We start from the raw sequence: 12,028 nt of genomic DNA, 5'->3' as shown, positions 1-12,028 counted from the left end.
GCCTACTGAAAACGCGCCCGGTACTCCCCCGGCGTCAGCCCGAACTGACGCCGGAACACGCGGCAGAAGTAATCGCTGTCGCGAAATCCACAACGCAGCGCCACCTCATGTATCGGCAGGTGATATTTCTGCAAAATCATCCGCGCCTTTGCCATACGCACCTGGCGCACATAGTCCACAAAACTCATGGTGCCCTGCCGGGAAAACAGACGCGATAAATGGTTTGGGGTGATGTTAAACAGCGCGGCGACGCTCTCGCGGGTCAGCGGCGAGGCATAGTTATCCTCGATCCAGTTACAGAGGCTTTGATAAAGGAAATCCGCCCGCGGCAGGGAGCGACCCGGCAGGCTGTTGACCACCTTCCGGCACAGATGCAGCAGGCTTAACACCAGCGGCTGAATAATGTCCTGATCCTGCGGCGTGCGGGCGAGGTGCGTGAGCGCCGTCAGCATCGCCTCCCCTTCCCCGCGCTGCGGATGGGGCAGCTCAATGTTGCGCAGCGGCTGCCGTCCCCGGCTGTCGTGAAAGGTCAGCCCCAGCCACGCCGGGGCGAACACCAGACTTAACACCATCGCCGGTTTATCTCCCGTCTGGCGGATCGCGGTCCGCGCCGGGATAAACAGCATTTCGCCTTCGCCCAGCGCACCGTATTCGCCGCGCAGCACAATATCCAGCCGCGGCCATTCTGCCAGGCTGCCGCCAGCCGCGGGTACGGCAAACCAGATGCGCCCCAGCCGCTGTGGGTTAAGTACCAGGCCACTGAGGAGGTCGGCGAAAAATTGCTGATCGGCGGGTAAGGGATTCTCTGGCATGGGCGCTCCGCTAAAAATCAGCCTGTTATCTTAGCGGATCCTGTGCGGCGGAAAGGCGAAATCATTCAAAAAAAGCGGCGCGGAAAAACGTGGGTGTGAGCTATATCACTTCAATGATCGGGCAAGAATGAGTATCATCGGATCTGCTAAACCCTCGCCGTCTGACGGTGAGGGTTTTTCTTTGGATTAATTCGGTGAATGTCACCGGGAACGACATGGAGTAAGAAATGTCCAGACCTGCCATTATCATTAATGAACGAGACGCCGGGCGCATTGATCGGCTGCTGGAGCAGGCGCCCTACGCCGGGCTGCCCGTTGCCGCCGCGCTGACCGCGGAACTGGATCGCGCGCAGATGTGCGCGCCGGAAGAAATGCCAGCCGATGTAGTGACCATGAACAGTGAAGTGAAGTTTCGCGATCTGACCCGCGGCGAAATCCGCGTGCGTACGCTGGTTTATCCGGCGCAGATGAGCGACAGCACGAAACAGTTATCCGTACTGGCCCCGGTTGGCGCGGCACTGCTGGGCCTGCGCGTGGGTGACAGCATCCAGTGGGAATTACCCGGCGGCGCCTCCACCCACCTTGAAGTGATTGAAATCCTTTATCAGCCCGAAGCGGCCGGTGAATTCAATCGCTAACTCTTCTGATTAAGCCCTGCGCTTTGTCTTGCAGAGGATGCCTGCGCATCCTCTTTCCGGCACGCTCTTTTGTACAATCCTTTCCGTTACGCCTGACTTTTACAGGATGCATGACAAACCTTACAAAAATTGCGGGTTAGTTATGGTTGAATAAGCCCTGGAACTAACAGGGAGACGTAATTATGTATAAGTCCATCATTATGCCGGTTGATGTTTTTGACATGGAACTCAGTGAAAAGGCGATCCGTCACGCCGAATTTCTTGCGCAGTCCGATGGAATTATCCATCTGCTGCACGTGGTTCCCGGCTCGGCGCATCTGAGTTTATACCGCTTCGCCGCAGATATTCGCCGCTTTGAAGAGCATATCCAGAATGAAGCACAAGCGCGTCTGCAAACCATGCTCAGCCATTTTTCACTGCCACCTGAACGGCTCAAAACCCATGTGCGGGTTGGCAGCGTACGCGATGTGGTGAATGAAATGGCCGAAGAGCTGCATGCGGACGTAGTGGTGATCGGCTCGCGTAATCCGTCAATGAGCACTCACTTACTCGGATCCAACGCTTCAAGCATCGTCAGCCATGCGCATGTGCCTGTGCTGGTGATACGTTAAGCCGTTCTGATAAAAACAAAGGCCCGGAAGCTGATGCCGCCGGGCCTTTGATGCAGGTGTATCTTACTTTCTTATCAGATTTTGGTACGGATCAGGTGATCAAAGGCGCTCAGTGACGCTTTTGCCCCTTCACCGGTGGCAATAATAATCTGTTTGTACGGCACGGTAGTGCAGTCACCCGCCGCGAACACACCTTTCACGCTGGTTTCGCATTTGGCGTCGATGATGATTTCGCCCATGCGGTTGCGCTCAATGGCGCCTTCCAGCCAGTTCGTATTCGGCAGCAGACCAATCTGCACGAAGATCCCTGACAGTTCCAACTGGTGCGTATCGCCGCTTACACGGGCACGATACTCAAGGCCGGTCACGCGGGTGCCGTCGCCTTTCACTTCCGTGGTCTGCGCATTCAGGATGATGTCAACGTTTGGCAGGCTGCGAACTTTATTCTGCAATACCTGATCCGCCTTCATCTCTGGCGCAAACTCCAGCAGGGTTACATGCTCAACAATACCCGCCAGGTCAATGGCCGCTTCCACACCGGAGTTACCGCCGCCAATTACCGCCACGCGCTTGCCTTTAAACAGCGGGCCGTCGCAGTGCGGACAATAGGTTACGCCTTTGGTGCGATATTGATCTTCGCCCGGCACGTTCATGTTGCGCCATTTTGCGCCGGTGGCAATGATCACGCTGCGCGCTTTCAGCACCGCGCCGGAGGCGGTTTCAATCTGGTGCAGGCCGCCTTCTTCTGCCGCCGGGGTCAGTTTGGTGGCGCTTTGCGTGTCGATAACATCAACATCGTAATCATCCACGTGCGCTTTCAGCGCGCCTGCCAGCTTCTGACCTTCAGTTTTCGGCACGGAGATATAGTTTTCAATATCTACAGTGTCGAGCACCTGGCCGCCGAAACGCTCGCCCATCAGACCGGTACGAATACCTTTACGTGCAGAGTACACGGCCGCTGCTGCGCCCGCCGGGCCGGAACCGACGATCAGCACGTCATAGGCCTCACGCTGGTTCAGCTCATCGGCTGCGCGTTTTTCCGCGCCGGTGTCCACTTTGGCGACGATCTCCGTCAGCGTCATACGACCCTGGCCGAACTCTTTCCCGTTCATATAGACTGCCGGAACGCCCATCACGTTGCGATCGGTGATTTCGTTCTGGAACGCGCCGCCGTCAATCGCAGTGTGTTTGATGCGCGGGTTAAGTACCGCCATCAGGTTCAGCGCCTGCACCACGTCCGGGCAGTTGTGGCAGGTCAGCGAGTAGTAGGTTTCAAATTCGAAATCGCCGTCGATGTCGCGGATCTGCTCCAGCAGAGACTGCGCTTCTTTTGACGGATGACCGCCCGTCCACAGCAACGCCAGCACCAGCGAGGTAAATTCATGACCCAGCGGCGACCCGGCGAAACGCGGGCCCTGATCGGAGCCTGGGTTAGCAATACGGAACGACGGCTTACGCACTGCCAGGCTGTTGTCTTCAACAAAGGTCACTTTGTCAGACAGTTCGGCGATTTCGACCAGCAGTTCCCTGATTTCCGCCGATTTGGCGCTGTCATCCAGCGTGGCAGTCAACTCAACAGGCTTTGTCAGACGCTCAAGGTAGGCCTTAAGCTGGGTTTTCATATTTGTGTCGAGCATTTTTAATCTCCTGCTAAAAAACATCATCATGCAAGCTGCCTTATCCGGGCTGCCTGAATGCAACTTGAATCATGGTGTTGGGGGAAAACGGGTGCATAGCTGCACCCGGATAACGCGTATTTTTCAAAGGATTTTGCTTCAGAGCAAGGCGGCGAACACTTAAGTCCCCGGGAGCTTACACAGGTAAGTGACCGGGGCGCGAGAGTGAGCCAACGCCGCTATGATGCAAAAGCCGAAGAAAAATTAGATTTTGCCAACCAGGTCCAGGGACGGAGCCAGAGTCGCTTCGCCTTCTTTCCACTTAGCCGGGCACACTTCGCCTGGGTGGGAAGCAACGTACTGAGCGGCTTTGATTTTACGCAGCAGGTCAGAAGCGTCACGGCCGATGCCTTCAGCGGTCACTTCGATCGCCTGGATGATGCCCTGCGGGTCAACGATGAAGGTGCCACGGTCAGCCAGGCCTTCGTCTTCACGCATGTTTTCGAAGTTACGGGTCAGTGCGCCAGTCGGGTCGCCGATCATCGCATATTTGATTTTTGCGATGGTTTCGGAGCTGCTGTGCCATGCTTTGTGGGTGAAGTGGGTATCGGTAGAAACGGAGTACACGTCTACGCCCAGTTTCTGCAGTTCTTCGTAATGATCCGCAACGTCACCCAGCTCGGTCGGGCAAACGAAGGTGAAATCAGCCGGATAGAAGAAGAATACGCTCCAGCGGCCTTCGGTATCTTTCTCGGTAACTTCGATGAATTCGCCGTTTTTGAACGCCTGGTTTTTGAAAGGTTTGATTTTGGTATTAATTAAGGACATCTATACTTCCTCCGTGGTTTCGTTGAGTGCTAAGTTACGCAAGTTTTACTGCCACGGCTAATGCGTTTACGTTATCAACTCAATAGGCAATATCTAACAACCTGCCCCGCCGCAGCCTAAAACTCACTTTTACAGTTTATATTCAAGGCCTTGATATGTTAAAGCGTGTAGTTCTGATGACCCTTTTACCTGTTTTCGCACAAGCAGACGAGCTGCCTGATGCGGTTAAAGCTATTGAGAAACAGGGTATCACCATCATTAAGCCGTTCGATGCGCCCGGCGGCATGAAGGGTTATCTGGGAAAATATCAGGATATGGGCGTGACCATTTATGTCACGCCGGACGGTAAACATGCCATCTCAGGATACATGTACGACGGCGCGGGCGCCAATCTTAGCGAAAAGCTGATTGAGAAAGAGATCTATGCCCCTGCCGGACGAGAGCTCTGGCAGCAGATGGAAAAAGCAGAATGGATCCTCGATGGTAAAAAAGACGCGCCGAGGGTGGTCTATGTCTTTGCCGATCCCTTCTGCCCGTACTGCCATCAGTTCTGGCAGCAGGCGCGTCCGTGGGTGGATAGCGGGAAAGTTCAGCTGCGCACCCTGCTGGTAGGCGTGATCAAACCAGAAAGCCCGGCGACCGCCGCCGCGATAATGACCTCAGCCGATCCGGCAAAAACCTGGCACGATTTTGAGCAGTCCGGCGGCAAGATGAAGCTTAACGTGCCCGCGACACCCGCAGACAAAGCCATGCGTTCGCTTAATATGCATCAGCGCCTGATGGATAGCCTTGGGGCCAGCGCGACTCCTGCTATTTATTACATGAATGAAAACAACGTGCTGCAACAGGTGGTCGGTCTGCCGGATGAGCAAAAGCTGAAGGTGATAATGGGCGAACAATAAACGCCTGCGTCAGACCAGAACAATTGCCAGTTTGAGGGCCGCGTTTTGCGGCCCTCAACTTATTTCGGGTCGCACCTTTCAAATATCGCTTTTCATGATATATTCATCTTATCAAACAAAGTCATGTTTGGTATTCGCAAAGGATTGTATTTATTTTTTTCTTCACCATCGTGAAACAATCATCAGATAAATAAATCATAGTCAATAAATCAGGATGACCTAATGGCTAATCTTTATGATCTTAAAAAATTCGATCTTAATCTGCTGGTGATTTTTGAGAGTATTTATCAGCATCAAAGTATCAGCAAGGCGGCTGAGACGTTATTTATTACGCCTTCTGCCGTCAGTCAGTCGCTGCAACGCTTGCGCGCCCAACTGAATGACCCGCTATTTGTTCGTTCCGGTAAAGGCGTCACCCCGACCACCGTGGGCATAAACTTACATGCTCACCTGGAAGAAAACCTTAACGATCTGGAACGAACCATCAATATTATGAATAACAGTGAGCTGATGAAGACCATTGTTGTTTATAGCCCCCAGATACTGGTTTCGAACGGCATGGTGAGTTTAATTAACCGGCTGCGTGATAACGCCCAGTATAATATCGTGCACCACGACATTTTTATCGCCCCGGAAACCGCCGAAGACCTGCTTAACTATCGCAAGGCCGACCTGGTGCTCTCCCTGCTGCCGGTCACCAATCGTTCTATTGTCTGCACCCGCTACAGAACCGATCCGCTGGTGCTGGTATGCAGCAAATCGCACCCGCGTATTAACGATACCATTAGCGTTAGTGACCTGCTGGAAGAGGGTTTTACCGCCTTTTCGACCCCTGCACAGGGGACCCGCGAAATTTTTACCAGCATTGAAAAAGAGTTACCGCAACGGAAAATACTGTTCCGCAGCGATTCATTCATTTCTGTTTTGAATATGATTAGCCATACTGATTTAGTCGGCATCGTCCCCCTTAAATCCTTCAACTATTATAAAGCATCGCTTAATCTTAAACAGATTAACGCTGGCGTCTCGCTGCCCACCATTGATGTTTTTATGATGTATAATCGCGCTTCCATGAATAGCGCTGTTTTCGCGCAACTGGTAGAAAGTATTGACCAGGATCAGTAACCTCCCGCTGATATATACGGCCTGACATTATCTCCGGCCGTATTAAATTCCCGGGATAAAGTATTGCTGTTTTTACTTACATTAACAGCATTGACGAATCTTCCTCCAGCCAACAGAATATATTCTCTTCGCGGGCTTTCCCCGCATCTTCATACCAGTGTTTTTAATCATGGTTTAACTTACTGGATTAACACTCATGTCAATTCATAAGATTGAGTTAATGGAAAACGTATTTGAAGCCAGTATTGGCCGAATACGCTGGACCTTAGAAAATCTGCCCCGCGTTTGCGTTTCTTTTTCTGGCGGCAAAGATTCCACCGTTATGCTGCACCTCACCGCCCTGCTTGCCCGACAGATGAATAAAAAAATCCACGTGTTATTTATTGACTGGGAAGCGCAGTTCGCCTGTACCATAAAGCATATTAATAAAATGCGGGAGGAGTATCAGGATGTCATCGAAACCTTCTGGTGGATTGCCCTGCCGCTGACCACGCAGAATGCCCTCTCGCAATTTGAACCGGAGTGGCAGTGCTGGGAGCCTGGCAAAGCCTGGGTCAGGCAGCCCCCCGACTGCGCCATTACCGACCCTGCCTGTTTTCCCTTTTACCAGCAGGGTATGACCTTCGAAAGTTTCGTTTACCAGTTTGCGGACTGGTTTTCACAGCAACGCCCCGCCGCCATGATGATCGGCATCCGCGCCGATGAATCCTATAACCGCTTTCTGGCCATCGCCTCTTCGCGCAAGCAGCGTTTCGCCGATGATAAACCCTGGACGACCTGCACCCCACGCGGTAATAGCTGGTACATCTACCCTATCTATGACTGGAAAATCGCCGACGTCTGGACCTGGTTTGCAAAATCAAAAGCCACCTATAACGTGCTGTACGATCTGATGCACAAGGCGGGCGTCCCCTTACGCTATATGCGCATCTGCGAACCTTTCGGCCCGGAACAACGGCAGGGCCTGTGGCTGTATCACGTACTCGAGCCGCACACCTGGGCACGCATGTGTGAACGGGTCAGCGGCGCGCGAAGCGGCGGTCTGTATGCCGGGCAGGATAATCAGTTTTACGGCCACCGCAAGCTGTACAAACCCGAAGGCCACAGCTGGCGCTCCTACGCTCTCTTTCTTCTCGACAGTATGCCCGTCTCTACCGCCGAACATTACCGCAACAAAATCGCCGTTTATCTCCGCTGGTATGAGAGACAAGGCATGGAAGATATTCCGGACGTTCAGGAAGGCGACATCGGCGCGAAGGATATTCCTTCCTGGCGGCGCATCTGCAAGGTGCTGCTCAATAACGATTACTGGTGCCGCGCCCTGTCATTCAGCCCGACAAAAACCAGCAACTATAAGCGCTACAACGAGCGTATGAAAAATAAACGTAAGGAGTGGGGAATTTTATGCGACAACGACTGATATATGACTTAAAGGATTACTTAAGCTCGCTGGAGGAAGCGGATCGCATTGACGCTATTAATGCTTTTCGTCAGGCGCTGCACGAGCTCAGCCCGTTTCGCGAGCAGCCGGTGGACTGCGTGCTGTGGGTCAGGCACGAAGCCATCAAACCGAACAGCTACAATCCAAACAATGTGGCGCCGCCGGAAAAGCGTCTGCTGCTGAAATCGCTGGAGATGGATGGCTTTACTCAGCCGGTCGTCGCCATCCGTACCGGCGCCCACGAGTATGAAATTGTGGACGGCTTTCACCGGCATGAACTGGGTAAGAGCAAACCGGCGCTGAAAAAGCAGCTTAAAGGCTACCTGCCGGTCACCTGTTTACGCGCTTCCCGTACCCGCAAGTCCGAGCGCATGGCGGCGACCATCCGCCATAATCGCGCCCGCGGGCGGCACCAGATCCAGGAGATGTCAGAGATCGTGCGCGAACTGGCGCAGCTGGGCTGGGAAGATGAGCGCATCGGTAAAGAGCTGGGAATGGACAGCGACGAAGTGCTGCGCCTGAAGCAAATCAACGGTCTGCTGGAGTTGTTTGCCGACCGTCGATTTTCCAGCGCCTGGACCGTGGAGTAGCTACAGCTTACACAGCCGTTCGGCGGCGGCGAGCAGCGTGGCGCTCTGCTTGGCAAAACACAGGCGGATCAGCTTATGCGGGAAGGGATCCGCGCAAAATACCGATAGCGGGATGGCGGCCACGCCCGCTTCTTTTGTCAGCCACTGGCAGAAGCTGACGTCATCCAGATCGGAAATGGCGCTGTAGTCCGCCAGCAGGAAATAGGTGCCTTCGCAGGGCAAAATCTCCAGACGGCTGTGGCTTAACGCCTCCACCAGCAGATCGCGCTTTTGCTGATAAAAGGCGGGCAGTTCGCGGTAGTGCTCAGGCGCTTCGCGCAGCATGTCCGCCAGCGCCAGCTGCGCCGGGGTATTGACGGAAAAGGTCAGATACTGATGCACTTTGCGCAGCTCGGCGCTGATGGCCGCCGGGGCCACACAGTAGCCCACTTTCCAGCCGGTCATATGATAGGTTTTGCCAAACGACGAGACCGCTACCGCCCGCTCGCGTAACTGCGGATGAGCCAGTACGCTGGCGTGTCCCTCCTGTGCAAAGCAGATGTGCTCGTACACTTCATCGCTGATCACATAAATTTCCTGCTCTGCAATGGCCTGCCAGAGGGCGGCAAAATCCTCTTTTTCCCACACCGTCGCCGACGGGTTATGGGGGGTGTTGAGGATCACCAGCCGGGTTTTCTCGCTCAGCAGCGCGGCGAAATTCTGCCAGTCGACGCGAAAATGCGGCGGCTGTAAGGCAATACGTTTTAACACCCCGCCGGACAGTTCAACGGCAGGCGCGTAGCTGTCATAGCTGGGATCAAAACAAATCACCTCGTCACCCTGGCGCACCAGCGCGGTAATGGCGGCGTACAGCGCTTCGGTGGCTCCGGCGGTAACGGTCACGTCGCTGTTTGCATCCGGCAGGTAACCGTACAGCGCTGCGGTTTTATCAGCAATCGCCTCCCGCAATGCCTGCACGCCGGTCATGGGCGCGTACTGATTCGCCCCCTGCGCCACATGATACGCCAGCCGTTCCTGCAAATAGTGCGGGCCATCGTAATCCGGGAAGCCCTGCGACAGATTGATCGCCTGATGCTGCTGGGCGAGCGCGCTCATCTGCGTAAAGATAGTGGTGCCGAGGGCGGGAAGTTTGCTCTGTGGGATCAGCGGGTTATTGCTCATGCGTGGTTGCCTGCCTGTGATACTTGTGTTGCTGCCACTATAACACGATGTTAGTATTTGGCAATCAAGACGCTTAGACGTCTAAACCATAATGATATTCCTGCCTCACGGCTATAAAGGAAGACACTGAATGACAGACAATCTGCAACTCTCCGCCCTTGTCGACGCCTGTCACTGGATAGGCGCGAAAGGCTGGGCTCCCGCCACTGGCGGCAATATGTCGGTGCGCGAAGACACGGACTGGTGCTGGCTCAGCGAATCCGGCAAGGACAAAGGCAGCCTGACGCCCGACGATTTTCTGCGCGTGGAGATTGCCACCCACCGCGTGCCCTCCGGGCGTACGCCGTCGGCGGAGACCGGCCTGCATACGCTGATCTACCGCCTGTTTCCCGAGGCTAATGCGGTACTGCATGTGCACACGGTCAATGCCACCGTGCTGTCGCGGGTGGAGAAAAGCACGCAACTGATGCTGCATGGCTACGAAATGCAAAAATCCCTCAGCGGGCAGCACACTCATCTGGACTACGTTCCCGTGGCTATTTTCGATAACGACCAGGATATTGACGCCCTCGCCCGCCGAATTGAAGCCTTCGCACAGGATCATCCGCTGCAATATGGTTTCCTCCTGCGCGGCCATGGTTTAACCTGCTGGGGACGCAGTGTGGCGGAAGCCCGCCGTCATCTGGAAGGTCTTGAGTTCTTATTCGAATGTGAAATGCAGCGCCGCCTGCTGGAGAGAGAATGATCCGCGCGATAGTTACCGATATTGAAGGCACCACCAGCGATATTCGCTTTGTGCATGATGTCCTGTTCCCCTATGCCCGTGAGCGGCTCGCCGCCTTCATTACGGCGCAGCAGTATGGCGAACCGGTCTCCTCGATTCTCGATAATCTGCGCGACGAAATCGGCCAGCCGGACGCCACCACCGCGCAGCTTATCGACACGTTATTCCGCTTTATGGATGAAGATCGCAAATCCACGGCGCTGAAAGCCTTACAGGGCATTATCTGGCGCGAAGGCTATGTGCACGGCGACTTTACCGGCCATCTCTACCCGGACGTGCTGCCGTCGCTGGAAAAATGGAAGGCGCAGGGTATTGATCTCTATGTTTATTCCTCCGGCTCCGTCGCGGCGCAGAAACTGTTATTTGGCTACAGCGACGAAGGTGATATTACTCATCTGTTCAGCGGCTATTTTGATACGCACATTGGCGCGAAACGCGAGGTGAGTTCCTATACCAGCATCGCTGAACAGCTGGGCCTGGCCCCGTCGCAGATTTTGTTCCTGTCGGATATTCATCAGGAGCTGGATGCGGCGGCCGAAGCCGGGCTGCGTACCGTGCAGCTTATTCGCGGTGATGACGATGCCGCCAGCCATCATCACCAGGTTCATCGTTTTGATGTCATCAATCCGGAGCAGATCCCCTCATGAGCGCCCTGACGATTTTTTCAGATACCGACGCCAGCCAGCACACCTGGCACAGCACCGATGCCACAGAGATCCAGCAGCAGCTTAACGCCAAAGGCGTGCGCTTTGAGCGCTGGCAGGCGGACCGCGATTTAGGGGAAAACCCGTCAGCCGACACGGTGATCCATGCCTATCAGTCTGCTATCGACAGGCTGGTTGCCGAAAAAGGCTATCAGAGCTGGGATGTGATCAGCCTGCGCGCGGATAACCCGCAGAAAGACGCGTTACGCGCAAAATTCCTGAATGAGCATACGCACGGCGAAGATGAAGTGCGCTTTTTTGTGGAGGGTGCGGGGCTGTTCTGCCTGCATATCGGCAATGAGGTGTATCAGGTACTGTGCGAGAAAAACGATCTGATTTCAGTGCCTGCCGGCACGCCGCACTGGTTTGATATGGGTTCCGAGCCGAATTTTACCGCTATTCGTATTTTTGATAATCCCGAAGGCTGGGTGGCGCAGTTTACCGGCGATGCGATTGCCGATGGCTATCCGCGCCTGGCATAGGTTAATCCCCTCTCACCCGTGAGAGGGGCAACCCGTTAACCTTTCGCCTGGGTAAACAGCGTGTCCCACATGCCCAGCACCAGCGCCTGATCGCGCGGGGAAAGCTCACCGGCCTGAATCGCTTTTGACAGGCTGGCGCTGACGTTAGCGTGAACCGCTTCCGGGGAGTGGTCATCGCCATGCTCCAGTTCAGCGACGGCCAGCGTCAGGTGGCCACGCAGATAACCGCTGGCAAACAGCTCATCGTCTCCGGCCGTATCTACCATGTCATCAATTAACGCCAGAATGCGTGCTTCAAACTCCGCGATCATCTTCTTTCCTCTTTAAATCGTGG

Annotated in this window: 14 protein-coding genes; 9 read left to right on the top strand and 5 right to left on the bottom strand. The window is 54.6% G+C overall.

Going from position 1 to position 12,028, the window contains the following annotated elements; all coding sequences use genetic code 11:
* Positions 1-2 precede the first annotated feature (2 nt).
* On the bottom strand, positions 3-812 hold the full coding sequence (locus BMF08_RS11545; RefSeq protein ID WP_072567725.1) for a helix-turn-helix transcriptional regulator: 810 nt from the start codon (positions 810-812) through the stop codon (positions 3-5).
* A gap of 227 nt (positions 813-1,039) precedes the next feature.
* Between BMF08_RS11545 and rnk the strand changes: the two genes are divergently transcribed.
* Positions 1,040-1,450 (top strand): nucleoside diphosphate kinase regulator, encoded by a 411-nt coding sequence (gene rnk / locus BMF08_RS11540; protein ID WP_072567724.1) that lies wholly within the window; start codon positions 1,040-1,042, stop codon positions 1,448-1,450.
* 182 nt (positions 1,451-1,632) lie between these two features.
* Positions 1,633-2,061, top strand: coding sequence for a universal stress protein UspG (uspG, locus tag BMF08_RS11535; protein ID WP_072567723.1), 429 nt, complete (start codon positions 1,633-1,635; stop codon positions 2,059-2,061).
* A 74-nt stretch (positions 2,062-2,135) separates the two neighbouring features.
* Here the strand turns inward: uspG and ahpF are convergent, their stop codons facing one another.
* Together ahpF and ahpC are read right to left on the bottom strand one after the other, a co-directional pair.
* Entirely contained in the window at positions 2,136-3,698 is a 1,563-nt protein-coding gene (ahpF, locus tag BMF08_RS11530) for an alkyl hydroperoxide reductase subunit F (RefSeq protein ID WP_072567722.1), read from the bottom strand.
* Between the two features lie 243 nt (positions 3,699-3,941).
* Positions 3,942-4,505: an alkyl hydroperoxide reductase subunit C gene (ahpC, locus tag BMF08_RS11525; protein WP_072567721.1), complete on the bottom strand. Its 564-nt coding sequence runs from the start codon at positions 4,503-4,505 to the stop codon at positions 3,942-3,944.
* A 155-nt stretch (positions 4,506-4,660) separates the two neighbouring features.
* Between ahpC and dsbG the strand changes: the two genes are divergently transcribed.
* From dsbG to BMF08_RS11505, 4 genes are all read left to right on the top strand, one after another.
* A complete protein-coding gene (gene dsbG, locus BMF08_RS11520; RefSeq protein ID WP_072567720.1) occupies positions 4,661-5,407 on the top strand; it encodes a thiol:disulfide interchange protein DsbG in 747 nt (248 codons plus the stop codon).
* A 222-nt stretch (positions 5,408-5,629) separates the two neighbouring features.
* Positions 5,630-6,532: a DNA-binding transcriptional repressor CitR gene (gene citR, locus BMF08_RS11515; RefSeq protein ID WP_072567719.1), complete on the top strand. Its 903-nt coding sequence runs from the start codon at positions 5,630-5,632 to the stop codon at positions 6,530-6,532.
* A 196-nt stretch (positions 6,533-6,728) separates the two neighbouring features.
* On the top strand, positions 6,729-7,952 hold the full coding sequence (locus BMF08_RS11510) for a phosphoadenosine phosphosulfate reductase (protein ID WP_072567718.1): 1,224 nt from the start codon (positions 6,729-6,731) through the stop codon (positions 7,950-7,952).
* Positions 7,937-8,563 carry an IbrB-like domain-containing protein gene (locus BMF08_RS11505; protein WP_072567717.1) on the top strand — a complete coding sequence of 209 codons (627 nt, stop codon included), beginning with the start codon at positions 7,937-7,939 and terminating at the stop codon, positions 8,561-8,563. Before BMF08_RS11510 ends, BMF08_RS11505 begins: the two co-directional genes overlap by 16 nt.
* On the opposite strand, the gene BMF08_RS11500 is transcribed toward BMF08_RS11505, so the two are convergent.
* On the bottom strand, positions 8,564-9,724 hold the full coding sequence (locus tag BMF08_RS11500) for a pyridoxal phosphate-dependent aminotransferase (protein WP_072567716.1): 1,161 nt from the start codon (positions 9,722-9,724) through the stop codon (positions 8,564-8,566).
* Between the two features lie 130 nt (positions 9,725-9,854).
* Here BMF08_RS11500 and BMF08_RS11495 point away from each other — a divergent pair, with 130 nt between their 5' ends.
* From BMF08_RS11495 to BMF08_RS11485, 3 genes are read left to right on the top strand one after another with little or no spacing between them, the layout of a single operon-like run.
* Positions 9,855-10,469, top strand: a complete 615-nt coding sequence (locus tag BMF08_RS11495; RefSeq protein WP_072567715.1) for a methylthioribulose 1-phosphate dehydratase — start codon at positions 9,855-9,857, stop codon at positions 10,467-10,469.
* The gene (gene mtnC / locus BMF08_RS11490; RefSeq protein WP_072567714.1) at positions 10,466-11,155 is read left to right on the top strand and encodes an acireductone synthase; all 690 of its coding nucleotides are present in this window, start codon (positions 10,466-10,468) and stop codon (positions 11,153-11,155) included. The genes BMF08_RS11495 and mtnC overlap by 4 nt, the downstream gene beginning before the upstream one ends.
* Complete coding sequence (locus BMF08_RS11485) at positions 11,152-11,694, top strand: 1,2-dihydroxy-3-keto-5-methylthiopentene dioxygenase (RefSeq protein WP_072567713.1); 543 nt, start codon at positions 11,152-11,154, stop codon at positions 11,692-11,694. Before mtnC ends, BMF08_RS11485 begins: the two co-directional genes overlap by 4 nt.
* Positions 11,695-11,729: 35 nt before the next feature.
* Here BMF08_RS11485 and BMF08_RS11480 read toward each other — a convergent pair whose 3' ends face one another.
* Positions 11,730-12,005: a YfcL family protein gene (locus BMF08_RS11480; RefSeq protein WP_072567712.1), complete on the bottom strand. Its 276-nt coding sequence runs from the start codon at positions 12,003-12,005 to the stop codon at positions 11,730-11,732.
* Positions 12,006-12,028: the final 23 nt, after the last annotated feature.

The sequence above is a fragment of the Enterobacter sp. SA187 genome (assembly GCF_001888805.2).
GTDB lineage: Bacteria > Pseudomonadota > Gammaproteobacteria > Enterobacterales > Enterobacteriaceae > Enterobacter_D.
Note: the sequence above shows the minus strand (reverse complement) of the source record. Positions and strands in the feature narration are given on the sequence as shown.

Bases quoted from the DNA above. Each gene is read 5' to 3' on its own strand.
- BMF08_RS11545 (WP_072567725.1), bottom strand. From the start codon at position 812: ATGCCAGAGAATCCCTTACCCGCCGATCAGCAATTTTTCGCCGACCTC.
- rnk (WP_072567724.1), top strand. From the start codon at position 1,040: ATGTCCAGACCTGCCATTATCATTAATGAACGAGACGCCGGGCGCATT.
- uspG (WP_072567723.1), top strand. From the start codon at position 1,633: ATGTATAAGTCCATCATTATGCCGGTTGATGTTTTTGACATGGAACTC.
- ahpF (WP_072567722.1), bottom strand. From the start codon at position 3,698: ATGCTCGACACAAATATGAAAACCCAGCTTAAGGCCTACCTTGAGCGT.
- ahpC (WP_072567721.1), bottom strand. From the start codon at position 4,505: ATGTCCTTAATTAATACCAAAATCAAACCTTTCAAAAACCAGGCGTTC.
- dsbG (WP_072567720.1), top strand. From the start codon at position 4,661: ATGTTAAAGCGTGTAGTTCTGATGACCCTTTTACCTGTTTTCGCACAA.
- citR (WP_072567719.1), top strand. From the start codon at position 5,630: ATGGCTAATCTTTATGATCTTAAAAAATTCGATCTTAATCTGCTGGTG.
- BMF08_RS11510 (WP_072567718.1), top strand. From the start codon at position 6,729: ATGTCAATTCATAAGATTGAGTTAATGGAAAACGTATTTGAAGCCAGT.
- BMF08_RS11505 (WP_072567717.1), top strand. From the start codon at position 7,937: ATGCGACAACGACTGATATATGACTTAAAGGATTACTTAAGCTCGCTG.
- BMF08_RS11500 (WP_072567716.1), bottom strand. From the start codon at position 9,724: ATGAGCAATAACCCGCTGATCCCACAGAGCAAACTTCCCGCCCTCGGC.
- BMF08_RS11495 (WP_072567715.1), top strand. From the start codon at position 9,855: ATGACAGACAATCTGCAACTCTCCGCCCTTGTCGACGCCTGTCACTGG.
- mtnC (WP_072567714.1), top strand. From the start codon at position 10,466: ATGATCCGCGCGATAGTTACCGATATTGAAGGCACCACCAGCGATATT.
- BMF08_RS11485 (WP_072567713.1), top strand. From the start codon at position 11,152: ATGAGCGCCCTGACGATTTTTTCAGATACCGACGCCAGCCAGCACACC.
- BMF08_RS11480 (WP_072567712.1), bottom strand. From the start codon at position 12,005: ATGATCGCGGAGTTTGAAGCACGCATTCTGGCGTTAATTGATGACATG.